The 19449-nt window shown below is 41.3% G+C and carries 21 protein-coding genes; all 21 read right to left on the bottom strand.

The genetic code is table 11. The features are described 5' to 3' along the window. Positions 1-4: 4 nt before the first annotated feature. A complete protein-coding gene (locus OQY15_RS21595; protein WP_265794175.1) occupies positions 5-1330 on the bottom strand; it encodes a hemolysin family protein in 1326 nt (441 codons plus the stop codon). Beyond that, positions 1330-1881, bottom strand: a complete 552-nt coding sequence (locus tag OQY15_RS21590; RefSeq protein WP_265794173.1) for an inorganic diphosphatase — start codon at positions 1879-1881, stop codon at positions 1330-1332. The genes OQY15_RS21595 and OQY15_RS21590 overlap by 1 nt, the downstream gene beginning before the upstream one ends. Positions 1882-1884: 3 nt before the next feature. Next, positions 1885-2544 carry a DedA family protein gene (locus tag OQY15_RS21585; RefSeq protein ID WP_265794171.1) on the bottom strand — a complete coding sequence of 220 codons (660 nt, stop codon included), beginning with the start codon at positions 2542-2544 and terminating at the stop codon, positions 1885-1887. Between the two features lie 44 nt (positions 2545-2588). Then, positions 2589-3962, bottom strand: a complete 1374-nt coding sequence (locus tag OQY15_RS21580) for an NADH-quinone oxidoreductase subunit N (protein ID WP_265794170.1) — start codon at positions 3960-3962, stop codon at positions 2589-2591. Positions 3963-3966: 4 nt separating this feature from the next. Next, complete coding sequence (locus OQY15_RS21575; RefSeq protein ID WP_265794169.1) at positions 3967-5433, bottom strand: NADH-quinone oxidoreductase subunit M; 1467 nt, start codon at positions 5431-5433, stop codon at positions 3967-3969. Positions 5434-5454: 21 nt separating this feature from the next. Then, positions 5455-7347 (bottom strand): NADH-quinone oxidoreductase subunit L, encoded by a 1893-nt coding sequence (gene nuoL, locus OQY15_RS21570; protein WP_265794168.1) that lies wholly within the window; start codon positions 7345-7347, stop codon positions 5455-5457. Between the two features lie 21 nt (positions 7348-7368). Next, positions 7369-7698 (bottom strand): NADH-quinone oxidoreductase subunit NuoK, encoded by a 330-nt coding sequence (gene nuoK, locus OQY15_RS21565; protein ID WP_265794167.1) that lies wholly within the window; start codon positions 7696-7698, stop codon positions 7369-7371. Then, on the bottom strand, positions 7698-8195 hold the full coding sequence (locus OQY15_RS21560; RefSeq protein ID WP_265794166.1) for an NADH-quinone oxidoreductase subunit J: 498 nt from the start codon (positions 8193-8195) through the stop codon (positions 7698-7700). The genes nuoK and OQY15_RS21560 overlap by 1 nt, the downstream gene beginning before the upstream one ends. A gap of 75 nt (positions 8196-8270) precedes the next feature. Beyond that, positions 8271-8771, bottom strand: coding sequence for an NADH-quinone oxidoreductase subunit I (locus OQY15_RS21555; RefSeq protein ID WP_265794165.1), 501 nt, complete (start codon positions 8769-8771; stop codon positions 8271-8273). 33 nt (positions 8772-8804) lie between these two features. After that, positions 8805-9842, bottom strand: a complete 1038-nt coding sequence (nuoH, locus tag OQY15_RS21550) for an NADH-quinone oxidoreductase subunit NuoH (RefSeq protein ID WP_265794163.1) — start codon at positions 9840-9842, stop codon at positions 8805-8807. Further along, entirely contained in the window at positions 9842-10846 is a 1005-nt protein-coding gene (locus OQY15_RS21545) for a 2Fe-2S iron-sulfur cluster-binding protein (protein ID WP_265794161.1), read from the bottom strand. Before OQY15_RS21545 ends, nuoH begins: the two co-directional genes overlap by 1 nt. Positions 10847-10861: 15 nt before the next feature. Continuing rightward, positions 10862-12229, bottom strand: coding sequence for an NADH-quinone oxidoreductase subunit NuoF (gene nuoF / locus OQY15_RS21540; protein ID WP_265794159.1), 1368 nt, complete (start codon positions 12227-12229; stop codon positions 10862-10864). Further along, the gene (locus OQY15_RS21535) at positions 12229-12741 is read right to left on the bottom strand and encodes an NAD(P)H-dependent oxidoreductase subunit E (protein ID WP_265794158.1); all 513 of its coding nucleotides are present in this window, start codon (positions 12739-12741) and stop codon (positions 12229-12231) included. The genes nuoF and OQY15_RS21535 overlap by 1 nt, the downstream gene beginning before the upstream one ends. Beyond that, a complete protein-coding gene (locus tag OQY15_RS21530) occupies positions 12734-13948 on the bottom strand; it encodes an NADH-quinone oxidoreductase subunit D (protein ID WP_265794157.1) in 1215 nt (404 codons plus the stop codon). The genes OQY15_RS21535 and OQY15_RS21530 overlap by 8 nt, the downstream gene beginning before the upstream one ends. Before the next feature lie 4 nt (positions 13949-13952). Then, positions 13953-14453, bottom strand: a complete 501-nt coding sequence (locus OQY15_RS21525) for an NADH-quinone oxidoreductase subunit C (protein ID WP_265794156.1) — start codon at positions 14451-14453, stop codon at positions 13953-13955. Beyond that, on the bottom strand, positions 14453-14995 hold the full coding sequence (locus tag OQY15_RS21520; protein ID WP_265794155.1) for an NADH-quinone oxidoreductase subunit B: 543 nt from the start codon (positions 14993-14995) through the stop codon (positions 14453-14455). The genes OQY15_RS21525 and OQY15_RS21520 overlap by 1 nt, the downstream gene beginning before the upstream one ends. Before the next feature lie 107 nt (positions 14996-15102). Next, positions 15103-15474, bottom strand: coding sequence for an NADH-quinone oxidoreductase subunit A (locus OQY15_RS21515; protein ID WP_265794154.1), 372 nt, complete (start codon positions 15472-15474; stop codon positions 15103-15105). Positions 15475-15555: 81 nt separating this feature from the next. Further along, positions 15556-17289 carry a hypothetical protein gene (locus OQY15_RS21510; protein WP_265794152.1) on the bottom strand — a complete coding sequence of 578 codons (1734 nt, stop codon included), beginning with the start codon at positions 17287-17289 and terminating at the stop codon, positions 15556-15558. Positions 17290-17459: 170 nt separating this feature from the next. Continuing rightward, positions 17460-18365 carry a substrate-binding domain-containing protein gene (locus OQY15_RS21505; RefSeq protein WP_265794151.1) on the bottom strand — a complete coding sequence of 302 codons (906 nt, stop codon included), beginning with the start codon at positions 18363-18365 and terminating at the stop codon, positions 17460-17462. After that, the gene (locus tag OQY15_RS21500) at positions 18366-18590 is read right to left on the bottom strand and encodes a hypothetical protein (RefSeq protein WP_265794150.1); all 225 of its coding nucleotides are present in this window, start codon (positions 18588-18590) and stop codon (positions 18366-18368) included. It abuts the gene before it with no gap. 8 nt (positions 18591-18598) lie between these two features. Further along, positions 18599-19420, bottom strand: coding sequence for an energy transducer TonB (locus OQY15_RS21495; RefSeq protein ID WP_265794149.1), 822 nt, complete (start codon positions 19418-19420; stop codon positions 18599-18601). Between the last annotated feature and the right edge of the window lie 29 nt (positions 19421-19449).

Below are 19449 nucleotides of genomic sequence, written 5' to 3'. Positions count from 1 at the left end.
GTGATTAATGGTTATCAACCATATCATCCTTAGTGATGACCAGTTCAAGCTTAATGGTCTCGATATTCTGCTCAGTCTTTTTGAGGATCGTGAACAGATAACCGTAACATTCTTCACTGTCGCCTACATCAGGAATCTTGCCAAATGCATGCGAAACCAGCCCGCCTACGGTATCAAAGTCGAGATCTTCCGGCAGGTCATGCGGCAGGTGTTCGTTCACATCATATACCGTAGCATAGGCGTTGATCACAAACTCTGTGTCAGATATTTTCTCAACCGTAGGTTTTTCCTCATCATATTCATCCTGTATTTCGCCAACGATTTCTTCGACGATATCTTCCAGAGTAACCATTCCGGCAGTACCACCAAACTCGTCAATAACGATAGCAATTTGAATACGTTTCTGCTGAAGTTCACTCAGCAGGTCATTGATCTTTTTTGTCTCAGGAACAAAATAAGGCTTTCTGATGATGTCTTTCAACGCCCATTCTTTATTTCCCGCAAGGAGCGGTAAAACATCTTTGGCATGGATGATACCGATGATCTTATCAATAATGTCATCATAGACTGGCATCCTCGAATAACCCTCTCCGATGATCAGCTGAATGACCTCTTCTTTTTCGCTGGACAATTCAATCCCGGAGATTTTGGTGCGCGGCACCATGATATTCTTTACAACACGTTCGTTAAAATCGAACACATTACGGATCAGCTCATGTTCATTGGTATCTAAAGCACCGCTTTCTTTTCCCTGATCAAGCAGGTAATACAATTCTTCGGTACTATGTACCGACTCATGTCCACCAACAGTAGAAATCCCGAACAGTTTCAGTATGATATTGGCAAAGCCGTTCAGCAACCAGATGAATGGTCTGAATACCACATAAAAAACCTGTAATGGAAGAGAGATGAAAAGGGTTGTAGCAACCGGGCGCTGGATAGCAATGGATTTTGGGGCAAGCTCTCCGAATACAATATGCATAATTGTAATAAACGAGAAAGCGATAATTGGGGAAGCTGTTTTTGAGAAGGACTCTATAAACTCGGCATTCTGTGTAAATGAAGTCAACAGGTTGCGTAACAGGTGCTCCATTACTGATTCTCCAACCCAGCCTAGTCCCAGTGATGCTAATGTGATACCCAGCTGCGTTGCAGCCAGGTAACCATCAAGATGTTGTGTAATATATTTAGCAATATTAGCTACTCTATTACCAGATTTAGCTTTAATTTCTATTTGCGACGCTCTGACTTTAACGATTGCAAACTCAGCTGCAACGAAAAAGCCGTTTAAGACGACCAAGAAAAAGGTTAAGAATATTTGAAAGCCCATTAAGAGTTGTTTCTAAATGTACTATTATAAAGTTCAATACTTTCCTCAATTACTTTGTAAGCATAGGAAACGCCCATCAATTTTTCGATAGTTACGTTTTTAAGCTCTAATGCTTTATAGTCCTGGAAGAACCTAACGATTTCTTTCATCTGGTGCGGTGGCAATTCTGCGATGTCATTGATATAGTTAACAGACATATCATTTTTAGCCACAGCGATGATTTTATCATCCTGCTCGCCATTGTCTACCATGTGCATTACACCAATCACTTTTGCTTCGAGCAGAGTAAGTGGATAAACATCTACAGAGCACAGTACCAGGATATCCAATGGATCATTGTCATCGCAGTAAGTCTGAGGAATAAAGCCGTAGTTGGCCGGGTACATCACAGAGGAGAAAAGAACACGGTCTAATTTAATCAGATTAGAATCTTTGTCGATCTCATACTTTGCTTTTGATCCTTTAGGGATCTCGATAATAGCGTTTACCGATTCCGGTAAATTAGCACCTGGAGAAACATTATGCCAGGGGTGATTTAAGTCTATATTCATTTGTTATTCAGTGTTAGAAATATCTTCATTTGTATGTTTTTCAGCCCTTTTTCTAAAAAAGGCAATTGCCAGTGGTAGAGAAGTTATGGTGATAAAACCTATTATAATATACAGGAGGTAGTCATTAATTTCCTTTTCAAATTTCCTGCCAAGAAAATAGCCCAGCAAAGTTAAAGATGTTATCCATAATAATGCACCGCAGATATTATATAATGCGAACTTTTTAAAGTCAAGCTTCACTACACCTGCAAAGATAGGAGCAAAAGTTCTGACGATTGGTACAAACCTGCCCATGATCAGGGCAAAAGCACCTTGTTTGTTATAATATACTTCCGCGGCCTTAAGATAACGCTTTTTAAAAAAAAAAGTGTCCTTTCGGTGATATAATACAGGACCTGTTTTTTTACCAAACCAATACCCTGTAAAATTACCAGCCACTGCAGAAACGATTAACCCGAAGATGAGCAGAAAGATATTGACATCCAGTTTTCCGGTAGCGACGAACATCCCTGCCAGGAACAACAGGTAATCTCCGGGCAGAAAGAAGCCGAAAAATAAACCCGTCTCTGCAAAAATCACGAACATGACTACGTAAAAACCACCTTCTTTGAGTAATTTTTCAGGATCAATATACTGATGTAGGGAAGTCCAGAAATCGTGCATAGTTCAAGTATTCGTAAAACTACAAATAATTTTCCTGAGAATGCTTAAATCAAATTTAAAATTACTGAAGGATAAACTCCCAGAATGACAGTGATAATAACGGATAAAACCAGGACAACCTTATACTGAACAGGAGTCTCCAGATGAACCTCAGCCCCATCTTTGAAGTACATGGCCACAACGACTCTCAGGTAGTAATAGAACCCTACAAGAGCGTTTAAAATCGCAAATGCCACTAAATAGATCTGGTATTCATTCATCACATTCAGGAACATCAGATATTTACCCATAAAACCGCCCGTCAAAGGAATACCGGCAAGGGATAACATCGCTACCGTCAATGCCAGTGCAGTTAGCGGGTTGCGTTTACCCAAGCCATTATAACTTTCAAAATCATCACCACCGGTTTTTTGCTTAACCAGGATCAATACCGCAAAGGCCGTGATGCTGGCAAAAGTATAGGCTGCAGTATACAATAATACATTATTGTTGGATGAAGAGGTTAATGTAACAAGTGAGAACAACAGATAACCTACATGTGAGATACTTGAATAGGCCAGCATTCTTTTGAAATTTTTCTGAAATAATGCCGTAACGTTACCAATAAACAGGGTAAGACAAACGATTACCATCAGCGGTGGCATCCAGAAATCATGCAGTGGTGCAAATGTACCGGCAAAAATACGGATGAAAGCCGCAAAAGCAGCCGTTTTAACCACTGTAGACATGAAGGTGGTGATCAGTGAAGGTGAACCTTCATACACATCCGGAGTCCAGAAGTGAAAAGGTGCAGCACCAACTTTGAAACACATACCGATAAGCATCAGAATCACTCCAGGATAGAATAATGGTGAAACCATCTTGTAATTACCGATCAGATATGAGTTGATCGCTCCAAGGCTGAATGAGCCTGTTGCTCCATAGATCAGTGTAATTCCAAACAGGAGGAAACCTGTAGAGAAAGCACCCATCAGGAAGTATTTTAATGAGGCCTCATTAGAGGCAAAATTATTTTTACGGATACCGGCCAGAATGTAGGAAGAAACTGACATAATTTCCAGACCAATAAATAACATCGACAAGTTGGTATATGATACCATCATCACACCGCCAGAAAGCGCAAATAAGATCAGTGTATAATATTCAGCTTTATTTTCACTGTCCTTTGAGAAGTAATTCTCCGTCAGTAAAAAAATAAATGCCGTGCCTAAAATTAAAAGGGATGAAAAGGCGATTGCAAAATTACTCATTTGCATCATTCCATAGTAAATCGTGTTGTTATCCCATGAAGTAACACAGAAGCCAAGCGCTACCAGCAATCCCAATAAAGTAAGCGGCAGCAACGCTTTTGAAGCCTTAAACAAACCGGCATAAAGCACCGCCAGAGCTGTAACAACAATTGTTATAATGATATTCATTTCTTTATTTTACCGATGTTAATTTTTGATTTACCTGTTCTAATAATTGCTGTACCGAAGCTTCTGATAAATGAAGAATTGGTTTTGGATAAACTCCAAGGACAATAACCAGTGCGCAAATGATCACTAATACTAATGTTTCAGATCCTTTAATGTCTTCAAATCCTATGGTGAGTTCGTTTGTTTTACCAAGCATGATCTGCTGATACATTCTCAGCATATATACCGCGCCGAAGATGATCGTAAGGCCGGCAAAAACTACTGCCCAGATGTTATACTGATACACCCCCATTAGCAGCAGAAACTCTCCTATGAAACCATTGGTTCCCGGTAATGCTACGGTACCCAAAACAATGATCAGAAATGCAATGGCAAGTTTAGGTGCTACTTTAGCAATTCCGCCCAGTTCAGCGATCGTATTGGTCTTAAGTCTGGAAGATATAATATCCAGCACGAAAAACAGACCTACCACATTGATCCCATGGCTAAACATCTGGATCATCGCTCCCTGCATTCCCTGAGTATTCAGTGCAAAGATACCCGCAGATATCAGACCTACGTGAGCTATGGAAGAATACGCTACCAGTCTTTTTGCATTCTTCTGTGTGAAAGCAATCAGCGAAGCATATACAATACCGATTACAGATAATATGATGGCTGTAGTACCCCAATCCTGAACACCCGCAGGCACAATTGGCAACAACCAACGGATCACTCCGTAGATACCCATTTTCAGCATGATTCCCGAAAGCAGCATTGTACCTGCAGCCGGAGCTTCAGTATACGTATCAGGCTGCCAGGTATGGAATGGAAAAACAGGCATTTTAATCGCAAAGGCAATAAAGAACGACCAGAAAATCCAGCACTGTTGCGCAGGATCTAAACTCAATTGATAAAACGCTTGAATATCAAAATTATGAGCTGGGTTCTGCAGGTATAAATAGATAATTCCAAGTAACATAAACAGGGAACCAGCGATGGTATACACAAAGAATTTCATATTTACACGCACCCTGTCTTTTCCGCCCCAGATCGCACAGATAAAATAGATCGGTATCAATGCAGCTTCCCATCCAATGTAGAACAGGAATGCATCCATTGCAGTAAATACGACAAGCAGTCCTGCCTGCATAAATAAAATCAGTCCAAAGAATGATGCCGGGTTTTTGTAGTCATGCTGGTAGCTTGCCAAAATGATAATCGGGATTAGCACATTGGTCAGTAACACCGTGATCAGGCTGATACCATCAATTCCCGCATGGAAATTAATGCCCAGGCTTTGTATCCATGGCAGATTAACCGCAAATTGCGTAGTTGCATCCGGTGTGAACTGAGTGGCAACCGCTACTGCGATGGCCAGTGAAACTAAAGCAAAGACCATGGCCACATGTTTTGCGGCATTGCCGGTAAATGCTGTAACCAGCGCACCAACTAATGGTAAAAATATAAGAAGTAGTAAAACTTGTTCCATTATGTTTTCTTGGACGATCTTTTATAGAGATAAATAAGTATACAATAACAATGAGATGATTCCTGCCACCATCATGAAGATATAGAAACCAACATTTCCGGATTGCAGTAACCTGACACCTTTACTTGCCTCAGATGCACTCCATCCCAGGCCATTCACAATACCATCAACAATCTTTTTATCAAATACACGGTAAAAGAATCCGGACAGTGCATCAAGTGGTCTTCTGATCAGCATATCGTAGATCTCATCAATATAGAATTTATGATATGACAGTCCTGCCAGTGCAGTCCTTTTCGTTTCATCTGAAACAGGAACATGATTCTGTTTTACATATTTAAAGTATGCAATAACGATAGAAATGATCACACCGATTACTGATACTGCCATCAGAATATATTCAGTAGCGAAATCTTCTGCTCCGGCATGATGCGGAATCACAGGTGCGAGCCAGCCCGACAGCCAGTGATGGCCACCCAGTGCTTCTGGTATTCCCAATGCGCCACCAACTGCAGAAAGCACAGCCAGAACGATCAATGGGAAAGTCATACTTGACGGCGACTCATGGATTTTTTCTTCTGCATGATGTGTTCCCCTGTATGTTCCGAAGAAAGTCAGGAAGATCATTCTGAACATATAGAAAGCCGTAAGGAAGGCGGTAAATACACCTATGGCCCACATCACTTTGTTGTGTTCATATACATGCGCCAGGATCTCATCTTTAGAGAAGAAACCTGAAAACGGCGGCAGTCCTGAAATGGCAATTGTACCGATCAGCATCGTAATAAACGTTACAGGAAGTTTTTTACGCAAACCTCCCATATGTCTCATGTCTTGTTCGTGGTGCATGGCATGAATGACCGAACCTGCACACAGGAATAAGAGTGCTTTGAAGAACGCATGGGTAATCACGTGGAAAAATGATCCGTTATAAGCTCCTACACCTAATCCCAGGAACATATAGCCCAATTGAGACACGGTTGAATAAGCCAGTACTTTTTTAATATCTGTTTGTGTAATTGCAATCAGGGCACCCAGTACTGCTGTAGCTAAACCTACAATGGCAATGATATGTTGAACAACAGGCGCAAGGTCAAAAAGCACATTGGAACGTGCAATCATGTAAATCCCTGCCGTTACCATTGTGGCAGCATGGATCAGTGCAGAAACCGGTGTTGGTCCGGCCATCGCATCCGGTAACCAGGTAAATAGTGGCAATTGTGCGGATTTACCGCAGGCACCTACGAATAACAATAAGGCGATCAGTGCAATCGTTGAGTTGCCGGGAAGCATGTTTCCTGCCAGAGGAAAGACTTTTGAAAACTCAATACTGCCGAAAGTGGTAAAAATGAGGAATACTGCGATCAGAAAACCCAAATCCCCGATACGGTTCATTACGAAAGCTTTTTTTGCAGCTGATGCATAACTGGCATTGGTAAACCAGAATCCAATCAGCAGGTAAGAACATAGACCTACGCCTTCCCAGCCGATAAACATCACAATATAATTTGATCCGAGCACAAGTAAGAGCATGAAGAAGATAAACAGGTTCAGGTAGCTAAAGAACTTACCGAATCCTTCGTCATCATGCATGTAACCGATAGAATAAATATGAATGAGGAATCCGATACCAGTAATGATCAGGAGCATGATTGAACTCAGTGGGTCAACCAGGAATGATAGCGGAATTTTCAATGATCCTGCACTGATCCAGTCAAACAGGAAGATCTCATGTGATTTTACGGCATCATTGCCCAGTGCTAAAAAGATACCGATACTAATAACGAAAGAGATGAATATTACGCCACTTCCGATCAGACCGATCAGGTTTTTAGAAAATGTATTTCTTCCCACACCGTTGATCACAAAGCCCAACAAAGGAATTAACGGAACCAGCCAAACTAAATTTATCATTTTATAATTTATTCTTAATAATTACCACTTAAGGCGATTCAATACATTAATATTGGTAGACTGTGTGTTTCTGTAAACCATCACGATGATACTTAGCCCCACTGCAACTTCTGCCGCTGCCAGCGCCATGATGAAAAACACAAATACTTGTCCTGAAGGATCATTGCTATGTACCGAAAAAGCGGTAAGTAATAAGTTAACCGCATTGAGCATCAACTCTACCGACATAAAAATCACGATCGCATTTCTGCGGGTAAGCACGCCTATTACGCCAATAGTAAAAATAATGGCACTTAACCAGATGTAATGGTTAAGAGGTACGCCCTGTAAATCTTGAGTAATGTTTCCCACTATACTTTTTCTTTTTTAGTTAACAATACGGCACCCACCATCGCTGTCAGCAGAAGAATTGAAGACAATTCGAAAGGCAGCATAAAAGGGCCGAATAATTCTTTACCCAGGTTTTTAACCAATCCCAGATTTACGTTTTGTAATACCAGTGGATTAGATACTGCGGTTGCCTTTAATGACCCTGCCAGCGTAACCAGCAGACAACATCCGGCAACAATACCAACTACCTTTACCAGTCCGGATTTCAAAGGCTCATTATCCTTATTGAGATTGAGCAGCATCAGAACAAACAGGAAGAGTACCATGATTGCGCCCATATAAACAATGAAGTTTACCACTGCCAGGAATTGTGCATTCAGCAAGATGTAATGAACGGTGAACGTAAAGAAAGTTACGATCAGATAAAGTACGCTGTGCACAGGGTTCTTCGCGAAAATCACCATCAGTGAAAAGAAGATACTTAAGAAAGCGACCAGATAGAATACTGATGTACCCATTTATTATTTTTGTTTAAGCGCCGAAAGCGGCAAATGTATAAAATTTATAGCTGAAGCCTCAGGCCTCAATTCTTGTTATTTCTGAACTAAAGGCTGTTCTACCAGTTTATCCTTGCCATAGATAAAATCTTTACGCAGGTAATCTGATGGTACAATAGGGCCGTCTAAATAAATGGCTTCTTTTGGACAAGCTTCTTCACATAAACCACAGAAAATGCAGCGCAACATATTGATTTCATATACAGAAGCGTATTTCTCTTCTCTGTACAAGTTCTTCTCTTCAGGTTTACGCTCAGCTGCAATCATAGTGATCGCCTCTGCAGGACACGATAAGGCACACAGTCCACATGCCGTACAGCGTTCTCTGCCGTCTTCATCCCTTTTCAGAGAGTGCATTCCTCTCCAGTTGATCGACATTTCGCGTTCAACCTCAGGATATCTGATCGTCGCTTCTTTTTTGAAAAAGTGACTAATGGTAATAGATAAACCTTTAGTAAGTGCCGGAAGGTAGATCCTTTCAGCAAATGTCAGTGGCTTCTGAATTAATACTTTCTTTTTATTGGTTAATGGTTCCATTAAACCTCCTTTTATATTCCGCAGTACGGATAGTTAAAACTTTTCTACTATTGCAATCACGATACCCGTGATGATCACATTTGCTATTGCCAGTGGCATCAGAACTTTCCATCCCAAATGCATCAACTGATCATAACGGAAGCGGGGGATTGTCCACCTTACCCACATAAAGAAAAATATGAAGGCAAATATTTTAGCGAACAGGACTACCGTTCCGATAAGAGGTGCAATAACAGGGCCCGCAACTGTGGCTACGTAATCCATCCCGGGATAATTATATCCACCGAAGTACAGCGTAGACATCACTGCTGAAGACACAAACATGTTGATATATTCTGCAAACAGGTAAAAACCCAGTTTCATTGATGAATATTCTGTATGGTAACCACCAATCAGCTCTGTTTCACATTCCGGTAAGTCAAAAGGGGCACGGTTGGTTTCAGCAAATGCACAAACGATAAAAAGAATAAAGCCTACAGGTTGGTAAAGCACATTCCAGTGCCAGCCATGCTGCTGCTCTACAATTTCTTTAAGACTAAGAGTATTTGTTACCAGCAATAAGGCGATGATAGACAATCCCATGGCTACCTCATAACTGATATTCTGAGAAGCAGCGCGAATAGCACTGAGCAGAGAGTACTTATTGTTGGAAGCCCAGCCTCCGATCATTACGCCATAAACACTTAAAGATACTACACCAAAGATATACAGTACACCTACGTTAATATCTGTAACCTGTAATGAGATCACCTTGCTACCGATGGTTACCGGGCTTCCCCAGGGAATAACAGCTGTACCGATACAGGCAGTTAACATCGCCAGACCAGGCCCCACCATAAACAACCATTTATTGGCATGTGTTGGTATGATCTCTTCTTTCATAAACATTTTCAGTCCATCGGCCAGTGGCTGGAACATCCCTGCAGGGCCGGCACGGTCAGGTCCAAGCCTGTCCTGTAAAAATGCAGCAACTTTTCTTTCCGCATATGTTGAATACATCGCGATCAATAAACTTATACCGAAAATGACAGCTACAAGTACAAATTTTTCTATTACAAACGTGATATCCATTAGAATTTAGCGGTTTTTTCCAATTCAACTTTGTTAGCTTCCTGTAAACGCAGGTTTTCCTGAATAACAGGCAGAGGTATCATCGTCTCATAGTGATTAGAAGAAATCACAGAGGCATCGCTGATATGCGTAGGGTGTTCGATCACCCAATCATCTGTTTTCTTTTTATCGAAACGGCAGGTATTGCAGATAAACTCTTCTACCTCACCATAGATATCCTTACGTGCAGTTACACGTAACACATCTGCACCTTTATACCACAGCGTTACTTTACCGCTGCAGGTAGGACAATCTCTGTGGGCATCTACCGGTTTTGTAAACCAAACCCTGTTTTTGAAACGGAAAGTTCTGTCCGTTAATGCTCCTACAGGACAAACATCGATCACGTTTCCGGAGAAATCATTGTCAACAGCCGTTTGGATGTAAGTAGAAATTTCAGAATGGTCTCCCCTGTTGAGGATACCATGAACACGTTTATTGGTAATCTGATCAGCTGTAAACACACAACGGTAGCACAAAATGCACCTGTTCATATGCAACTGGATTTTATCACCAATATCTATTCTTTCGAAAGTACGGCGTTCAAACTCATATCTTGTTTTTTGTAAACCATGTTCATAACCGAGGTTTTGCAAATCACACTCGCCAGCCTGGTCACATACCGGACAATCCAGCGGGTGGTTGATGAGCAAAATCTCTACCACTCCTGCGCGGGCTTCCAGCACTTCTGGTGAAGTAATGTTCATCACTTCCATCCCATCCATTACTGTAGTACGGCATGACGCAACCAGCTTAGGCATTGGTCTTGGGTCTTTTTCAGAACCCTTGCTCACCTTTACAATACAGGTACGGCATTTCCCGCCACTGCCTTCCAGTTTAGAATAATAGCACATTGCAGGAGGCACAATATCTCCTCCAATCTGCCTTGCAGCATTCAGGATCGTTGTTCCGGGCTCAACTTCAACAGTTATCCCGTCTATGGTTACCTTAACTTTTTCACTCATTGTTAAAGATATTCTTTAATTTTCTGTAGTCACTTCTGCTTTGGCAATCGGCTCTGCATACTTTGCGATACCGTAATTGGTCTCCTGACTTTTCAGGGGCTCTCTTACATGCCATTCAAATTCATCCCTGAAATGCCTGATCGCACTGGCAACTGGCCATGCAGCAGCATCTCCCAAAGGACAAATAGTATTACCTTCGATCTTTCTTGAAACATCCACCAGCAGGTCGATATCACTCATTTTTCCATGACCGTATTCAATTCTGTGTAATACCTTTTCCATCCATCCTGTTCCTTCACGACATGGCGAACACTGTCCGCAACTTTCATGGTGGTAGAAACGAGAGAAATTCCAGGTATTTCTTACGATACACTGATCTTCATCAAAAGCGATAAAACCACCAGAACCCATCATGGTTCCTGTTGCAAATCCTCCTTCAGAAAGCGATTCATAACTCATTAGTCTTGGTTCGCCATTCGCAAGTTTAAGCGTCAGGTTAGCCGGTAAAACTGGTACTGAGGATCCTCCGGCTACCGTAGCCTTCAGTCTCTTGCCATTGGCAATACCCCCACAGTATTCGTCAGAGTAAATAAACTCTTCAACAGGAAGTCCCAATTCAATTTCATATACGCCTGGTCTTACCAGGTTTCCAGAAGCTGATATAAGTTTAGTACCCGTACTGCGTCCAATACCAATTTTAGCATATTCATCGCCACTCTCGTTGATAATAGGCACAACGGCGGCAATTGATTCTACGTTGTTTACCACTGTTGGGCAACCATATAATCCTGCAATAGCTGGAAATGGTGGTTTAATCCTTGGATTACCTCTTTTCCCTTCAAGCGACTCCAGGAGGGCTGTTTCTTCACCGCAGATATACGCCCCACCACCTGGCTGCACATATAACTCCAGGTCATAACCAGAGCCTAAAATATTTTTACCGAGGAGACCAGCGGCTTTTGCTTCAGCAATTGCTTTTTCCAGAATCCTGATTTGCGGCATCATTTCGCCACGCACATAGATATAAGACGTTTTAGCTCCCAGCGCATAACTAGATACGATCATTCCCTCTATTAAAGCATGAGGAATATACGTCATCAGATAACGGTCTTTAAAAGTTCCCGGCTCAGACTCATCTGCATTACACACCAGATAACGTGCTACGCCTTCAGGTTTTGCCAAAAAGCTCCATTTCATTCCCGTAGGAAATCCTGCTCCACCACGTCCGCGTAAGCCCGACTTTTTAACCTCTTCTACCACTTCGTCAGGGGTTAAGGTTTTTAAAGCCTTTTCAACAGCGCGGTATCCACCTTTCTGGCGGTAAACATCAAGTGTATTGATGCCTGGTACGTTTATATGTTCTAATAAGAGTTTACGTGCCATTATTTTTTGCGTAAGTCTGCTATCAATGTATCTACCTTTTGCTCGTCAAGGTTTTCATAAAATGTGTATTCAGGTCCTATCTGCAACACCGGGCCAAAACCACAGGCGGCCAGACACTCTACCCCTCTCCAGCTGAACAAGCCATCTGCAGTAACTTCATTTTCTTTGACACCCAATGTCTTCTCAATATGGTCCATCACTTTCTCGGCACCTACCAGACAGCAAGGCCCGGTACGGCAAACTTCAAGTGTATATTTCCCTTGTGGTTTTAAGAAGTACATACTGTAAAAAGATGCCACTTCATAAACTTCAATTGGTTCTATCTTCAGGTATTCTGCTACTTTATCCATTGCAGCAGCACTTAACCAGCCCAGCTCAGCCTGAACTTCGTGAAGAACAGGTAATAAGGCCGACTTCTGTTTGCCTTCAGGATATCTACTTGCGATCTCGTCAAACTTTGTGATCAAAGCTGGCGAAAACTCTACAGGTTGTTGTTGTTCTACTTTAAGCATCTAATTCTCCGGCAATAATATTCATACTACTCATGTTGATAATGGCATCAGATAACAGCATTCCCTCACTCATTTTTGCATACATTGAGTAATTGATAAAACTTGGTCTTCTGAAATGCAGACGGTAAGGAGTCCTTCCGCCATCATTGATCAGATAAAATCCAAGCTCGCCATTCCCGCCTTCAACAGCATGATATACTTCAGCTTTAGGAGCATCGATCTCGCCCATTACAATTTTGAAATGGTAAATCAGTGCTTCCATGTTGTTATATACTTCCTCTTTGGCCGGAAGATAAAAATCAGGAACATCTGCGTGGAACACTCCTGCAGGTTCATGTTTTATTTTCTCCATTGCCTGTTCGATGAGGCTAACACTTTGCCACATTTCCTCGTTGCGCACAAGGTATCTGTCGTAAATATCTCCGCTGGTTCCTACGGGAACTTCAAAATCGAAGTCGTCATATGAACAGTAAGGTTCATTTACACGGACATCATAGTCTACACCCGTGGCACGCAGAAGAGGTCCGCTCCAGCTATAACTTAAGGCATCCTCAGGCGTAACACAGGCAACACCTGCAGTACGATCAATGAAAATGCGGTTCCGGTTAAGCAGACTTTCAAATTCTTTAAGCGCAACAGGGAACTCTTTCAGGAACTTATTGATCTTCGCAAAAGCGATATCATTGAAATCTCTTTCAAAGCCACCAATACGTCCGATGTTTGTAGTTAAACGTGCGCCACATACCTCTTCATAGATCTCATAAATATGCTCTCTGAACTGAAAAAGGTACAGGAAAGTAGTTGTAGCGCCGGTATCCTGGGCGATGATCGTATTACAGATAATATGATCTGAGATCCGCGCCAGTTCCATGATGATGATCCTGAGATAATCAACACGTTTAGGAATTTTAATATTTAACAGTTTCTCCACTGTCATATGCCAGCCCATATTATTGATCGGCGATGAACAGTAGTTTAACCTGTCTGTCAGCGGGGTGATCTGGTAAAATGGTCTGTGTTCAGCTATCTTTTCAAAAGCACGGTGAATATACCCGATGGTGGAAACTCCGCTTACGATACGCTCTCCGTCTAACTGAAGAATATTCTGGAAAACACCGTGGGTAGCCGGGTGAGTGGGACCTAAATTAAGGGTTACCAGTTCATCCTGTGGATCGTTGTCTGTATATACTGGTTGATTGTGATTCATGTTCTTATCTACCAAAGTATTCGTCTTTTTTATCAACTCTGTTTGGATCTTCCAAAGGATATTGTTTCAGCATTGGATGCACGTTGAGCTCATCCATGTTTAAAATCCTTCTCAAATCCGGGTGACCTTCGAATTTAACTCCGAAAAAGTCATATGTTTCCCGCTCCATCCAGTTTGCTCCATTCCAGAGAACAGTGGCAGTAGGAATTGTAGGAGTTTGTTCATGGATAAACACTTTTATCCTCACCCTGATTTTATCCACCATATTGTGCAGGTGATACACCACAGCAATGTGATTTCTCTCAGGATAATGAACAGCAGTGATGTCAGTCAGGAAATTAAATCCTGATCCTGCGCTTTCCTTTAAAAAACCAAGGACATCAATAATCACATCTTTGGTGGTTTCAAAAGTAAGTAAACCATAAGGCTCATTAACGCCGGTTATTTTACTACCAAACTTATCGCCCAGCAGTTTAATCAGATCTTCATTGGTTATCGCAGCCATTAGTCTATTCCGTATGAAGCCAACATTTGTTTGTATTGATCAGAATGCCTTCTTCTGCCAGACTCATTCCTAACCAGCTCCTGGATCTTACCAAAACCATCTAAGATCGCTTCAGGCCTCGGTGGGCAACCCGGAACATAAACGTCTACAGGAATGATCTCATCGATTCCCTGCAATACAGAATAGGTATCAAAAATACCGCCGCTTGATGCGCAGGCACCAACAGCCATTACCCAGCGCGGCTCTGCCATCTGAAGATAAACTTGTTTTAATACAGGTCCCATTTTCTTAGCGATGGTGCCCATAACCATTAATAAATCTGCCTGGCGCGGAGAAAAACTCAGACGCTCAGAACCGAAACGGCCAAGGTCATAGTGTGAACCCATGGTAGCCATAAATTCAATTCCACAGCAGGATGTAGCAAATGGTAGGGGCCATAATGAATGGGAACGGGCAAGGCCGACAACCTTGTCTAAAGATGTGGCGAAAAACCCAGATCCTTCAATGCCCGGAGGCGCGTCTACTATATTGATGTCACTCATATCATAAAACAAAAAAGGCTCATTCTAATACAGAATGAACCACAAATCTACAATAATTAGGGGCAAATGATATGAACGTAACCAGATTTAGAAACGATCTAAATAGTTTAGTTCCAATCCAGTGCTTTCTTTTTCAGGATGTAAATAAAGCCCAGTAAAAGGGTTGCCATGAAAATAAACATTTCAATCAGGCCTGACCATCCCAGATCCCTGAAATTTACTGCCCATGGATACATGAAGATCACCTCCACATCAAAAAGGACAAACAGGATCGCCACCAGGAAGTATTTAATTGAGAAGGGCTGACGTGCATTACCAATCACCTTTACTCCTGCCTCAAAAGTACTCAGCTTATCTTTAGTCTTACGTGCAGGGCCTAAGAAGTGCGTAGCAAATAAGGTTACTACAACAAATCCCATGGCTACAATAACCTGAAATATAATCGGGAGAAAATCTGAAGGTAGACTTTGGGTTTCCATATTAATTGAATTTGGGTACAAAAGTAAAAGAAAAAGGCAGGAAATCAACCCTGCCTTTTCAATTTGTATTATTTATAACGTTTATTTCTTTTTAGGCGCCGCCTTTTTCACCGGAGCTTTTGGAGCCGGAGCTGTCAGTGACTTCAAACCATTGGAAGCGTTTGCATAAGATGGGTCAATCGCCAAAGCTTTGTTGAACATGTCAGTAGCTTTTGCTTTGTCCGTATTCATATACGCGTATCCTAGGTTAGTATAAGCTTCAAGGATATTACGCTTTTCAGCAGGTTGAGCTGCCAGTTCTGGTTTTTTAACCGTAACCAGGTCAATATATTGCTCGTAGTAAGGAATAACCAATCCTTTTGGATTTGTTGCATCATCCATGTAACGTGCTACACGACCTCTAGTGATGTAAGCTAAAGTAAAGTCCGGAGCAGTTTTGTTGATGAAAGCCAGTGCAGAATCAGCTTCAACTAACAATTTTTTATCCGGATTTTGTTTGTTCTGATCAGCAATTGCATAGTTGTAATAGTTTGCAGAAGCTAAATAGTAATAGTTGGTCAATGAACCTTTACCATTTGGATTTAACTTAATTGCATTTTTATAAACACCAGCTGCCTCAGCATATTTTTTGTTACCATATAAAGCTTTACCTACATCTTCCAAAGCTTCAACATTTGTTGAATCTTTCTCAACCGCTTTAGTAATGCTGATTAAAGCTAAACTATCTTGATTTGCCAATAACTGGGCTTTACCTAAATAAAGATAATCGGCAGCGATCAGGCGTGAAGTATCAGTGTTTTTAGCAAAGAAATCAGTTAACAGTTTCAAACTTTCAGGGTTTTTGTTTTCAGCAGCTGAATAGGCCTGTAAACGCTGAATAACAAGAGCTTTCTGGTTGTTTGGATATAATTTTGCAAGATCAGCAGTCTCTGTTTCCAGTGATTTGTAGTCCTTAGCATAGTACAGGAACTGCGCATAACGTAACCTTGCATCAAACGACTTATCAGTCAGGTCAAGATATTTTTTATAGTTTGTAATCGCTTCTGTAGATTTCGCTGCGAAGTTTGCCGGCTCAAAGTTAGCCCATTGCATATAAAGCTCAGCGATCTCACGGTAAGCAGGACCATAGTTAGGATCTGCAGTGATTACTTCTTTTAATTGAGTCTCAGATTCAGGAAATGCTCTTGATTCTTTGTACATTCTACCGATCTGAACTTTAGGTCTTACCTGAGTTTCGTTCATATTTAATGCACGCAGATAGTTACTTAAAGCTTCAGAGTTCTTTTTCTGAGCAGCATAGAAATCACCTAAAGCAACGAATGTTTCAGGATCTTTATCAGAAGCATCTAATTCATCAGCTTTTTGTAACATTGGCAGTGCAGCTGCGAAATCAGGCTTATCCTGTTCTACATAAGCTTTACCAATATACATGTAAGGAAGATAATCCTTTTTTGAAGCAGCAGCAATAGCTTTATCAAAACTTGCTTTTGCGCCCGTTGGATTGTTGGAAGCAAGCTCAGCTTTACCTAAACCAACATAGTTTAACGCATACTTGGCATCAGCGGCAATTCCTTTATTAAAAACTGCTTTGGCAGAGTCAACATAGTCATTTTTGAGATACACTTCTCCTAAACTAAAATAGTTCTCTCCTTTACCGGCTTGTGAATTTACCAGTGATTTTAGCATAGATGTAGCTTTCGCGTACTGCTCTGCATCAATCGCTTTCTTTGCGTCATTCAAATTTTGAGCAAAAGAGGCAGAACCCATTACTACTAAACCTAAACTTAAGGTTATTGCTTTCTTTGTCATTTTCATCTGTTCGTTGTTTGTTTTTCAGTATTTATCAAGTTATTCCTCTCTAATCTTATTTATCAGTCAATGAAGCCAGAACTCAGCTGTGCAGGCTCCATAAATGAATGAGTTTGCATTAGCAGCGAAATACATTATTAAATTTTCAAGCTGTAATTCCGGGCTCAATATAATATTTAATTCTCACTCTTTATATTAATGTCCCGCGAGTTCATTTTATTTGGGCCAAGTCCCGACTTAAGAACGATCAGCTGGCCCCTTTGACTTACTAACCAATTGGCAAAACCCGTGCCTAAATCGTTTTTTACTTCCGCTTTAATGATATAAACATTCCTTAAGAAAGGATAAATACCATTAATCAGATTTTTCTGGCTCGGTTTGTAAAACGCATCATCACCCTTCTTTCCCTTCACATTTTTTACACCAAGCACTTTTACCTGAGAGGTAAAATCAAAACTGTCCCTTTGCCCGTTGAGCAACCAGTTTACACCAACAATTCCAATATAGTTTTTGTGTTCTGCAACGTACTTTATAACGTCTTTATTGGTATTTAAAGTATAGATTCCTGATGTTGGAAGCACTTTTACTTCAGCAAGCTCCTTAAAATACCGGAGCGTACTTGAATTTGCATTATCAAAAACCAAATTGATGCCCTGAGGATTATTTCCTTTCATCATGGCTATCACCTGGTCGGCAGTAATCGTGGAATCCGGGTTATCATTACCTGTAATCAGGGCAATGCCATCGATTGCAAACCGGGAGCTGGAAATTCTGACATTACGCCTGGTGAATGCTTTTTCTTCATCAGGAGTTAATACCCTCGACAAAACTGCAGCACGCACACTGTCTTTGAGAAATGCCGGCATAATCTTGTTTTCACTCCCCTCTACAAGGTCAAACCGGGTATCAGGATAATCAATTTTAAATACTTCTATCTGATCCGCAAGAACTGAAGAAAAACTTTCGTCCACAATCAGCTTTACTGTTCCGGAGGTACGGGTTTCTTCAACAGGTTCTTTTTTGGTTTTCGGTTTACAGGCCGCAAACAGAATAACCGGGAGCAGAAAAAATAACTTATTCATTTAGTTGTCTTTTTGATTGATTAACCGGAAGAATCTTATCCCTGCATAAACGATCAGCAGGACACCAAATAAGATCCGGTAAGTAGGCTCGATATCAAATGGAATGTCTTTCCAGAAGATAAGATAGATTCCAAGTGCCAGATACATGGCAAACATCACTAGCCCTAAAATGAACAGAAACCGCTGTTGAGGCGATTTCTGTTTAAATGTATTGAAGTCAATCATTATGATGATTAGTTAGATAATGTAAAGCTGATAGGGATGTTATATTTTACCCTTACCGGCTTACCATTCTGAATACCAGGGGTCCATTTCGGACTTGCCTTTAGTACCCTTACGGCTTCTTCATCAGTACCACCACCCAATTTACGCTCTACTTTAATATCAGTTAAGCGACCATCTTTCTCTACTACGAAAGAACAGAACACTTTACCCTGAATATTGTTTTCCTGAGCCATAGGAGGATATCTGATCGCCTTACCTAAGTATGCGTAAAATTTATCCATACCACCAGGGAATCCTGGCTGAGTCTCAATACTTACAAAGTCATAAACTTTAGTATCTTCTACCACTGCTGCTTGTTTAGGGCCTTCACCTACCGGACCCACTACAACGATGTCCGCACCTGGATCACCTTCGATAGTTTTCTGTCCCGGGTCAGCTGCCTTCAACTGCTCAACCTGTGGAGGATCTTCATCACGAACCTCATTATCTGGCTTTACAACCGGAGGAGGGAACTTGATTTGATCCGTCTTTGGTGGCGGTGGCTCAACTGGTGGCGGTGGTGGAGTTTTTGGATCCACCGGCGGTGGTGGAGCCACGACAACTTCAGTTTGTTTCACGATCTCTTCTTCTGGCATTTGACCTTTGATCAAATCTACGATCTTAGGTAAAAGGAAAAGAAATATGAAGACTGCCGATGCCAAAAATAATGCCTTGCTTGTATTTGCTCCGTTTTCCTTACGCAGCTCATAAGCTCCGTATGATTTGTTTTTTCTTGCAAACACAACATCAAGCCATTCTTTGTCAAATAAATCTATTTTAGAACCGAACATTGCTTGTTATTTAAAGTGTTAATAATAGT

The organism is Pedobacter sp. MC2016-15 (assembly GCF_026239695.1).
Taxonomy (GTDB): domain Bacteria; phylum Bacteroidota; class Bacteroidia; order Sphingobacteriales; family Sphingobacteriaceae; genus Pedobacter.
The sequence above is the reverse complement of the archived record's forward strand: the minus strand, read 5'-3'. Positions and strand labels throughout refer to the sequence as shown.

Bases quoted from the DNA above. Each gene is read 5' to 3' on its own strand.
- OQY15_RS21580 (WP_265794170.1), bottom strand. From the start codon at position 3,962: ATGAATATCATTATAACAATTGTTGTTACAGCTCTGGCGGTGCTTTAT.
- OQY15_RS21515 (WP_265794154.1), bottom strand. From the start codon at position 15,474: ATGGAAACCCAAAGTCTACCTTCAGATTTTCTCCCGATTATATTTCAG.
- nuoH (WP_265794163.1), bottom strand. From the start codon at position 9,842: ATGGATATCACGTTTGTAATAGAAAAATTTGTACTTGTAGCTGTCATT.
- OQY15_RS21500 (WP_265794150.1), bottom strand. From the start codon at position 18,590: ATGATTGACTTCAATACATTTAAACAGAAATCGCCTCAACAGCGGTTT.
- OQY15_RS21585 (WP_265794171.1), bottom strand. From the start codon at position 2,544: ATGCACGATTTCTGGACTTCCCTACATCAGTATATTGATCCTGAAAAA.
- OQY15_RS21505 (WP_265794151.1), bottom strand. From the start codon at position 18,365: ATGAATAAGTTATTTTTTCTGCTCCCGGTTATTCTGTTTGCGGCCTGT.
- OQY15_RS21510 (WP_265794152.1), bottom strand. From the start codon at position 17,289: ATGAAAATGACAAAGAAAGCAATAACCTTAAGTTTAGGTTTAGTAGTA.
- OQY15_RS21535 (WP_265794158.1), bottom strand. From the start codon at position 12,741: ATGCTTAAAGTAGAACAACAACAACCTGTAGAGTTTTCGCCAGCTTTG.
- OQY15_RS21560 (WP_265794166.1), bottom strand. From the start codon at position 8,195: ATGGGTACATCAGTATTCTATCTGGTCGCTTTCTTAAGTATCTTCTTT.
- OQY15_RS21590 (WP_265794173.1), bottom strand. From the start codon at position 1,881: ATGAATATAGACTTAAATCACCCCTGGCATAATGTTTCTCCAGGTGCT.
- OQY15_RS21495 (WP_265794149.1), bottom strand. From the start codon at position 19,420: ATGTTCGGTTCTAAAATAGATTTATTTGACAAAGAATGGCTTGATGTT.
- OQY15_RS21595 (WP_265794175.1), bottom strand. From the start codon at position 1,330: ATGGGCTTTCAAATATTCTTAACCTTTTTCTTGGTCGTCTTAAACGGC.
- OQY15_RS21575 (WP_265794169.1), bottom strand. From the start codon at position 5,433: ATGGAACAAGTTTTACTACTTCTTATATTTTTACCATTAGTTGGTGCG.
- nuoL (WP_265794168.1), bottom strand. From the start codon at position 7,347: ATGATAAATTTAGTTTGGCTGGTTCCGTTAATTCCTTTGTTGGGCTTT.
- OQY15_RS21520 (WP_265794155.1), bottom strand. From the start codon at position 14,995: ATGAGTGACATCAATATAGTAGACGCGCCTCCGGGCATTGAAGGATCT.
- OQY15_RS21525 (WP_265794156.1), bottom strand. From the start codon at position 14,453: ATGGCTGCGATAACCAATGAAGATCTGATTAAACTGCTGGGCGATAAG.
- OQY15_RS21530 (WP_265794157.1), bottom strand. From the start codon at position 13,948: ATGAATCACAATCAACCAGTATATACAGACAACGATCCACAGGATGAA.
- OQY15_RS21545 (WP_265794161.1), bottom strand. From the start codon at position 10,846: ATGAGTGAAAAAGTTAAGGTAACCATAGACGGGATAACTGTTGAAGTT.
- nuoF (WP_265794159.1), bottom strand. From the start codon at position 12,229: ATGGCACGTAAACTCTTATTAGAACATATAAACGTACCAGGCATCAAT.
- OQY15_RS21555 (WP_265794165.1), bottom strand. From the start codon at position 8,771: ATGGAACCATTAACCAATAAAAAGAAAGTATTAATTCAGAAGCCACTG.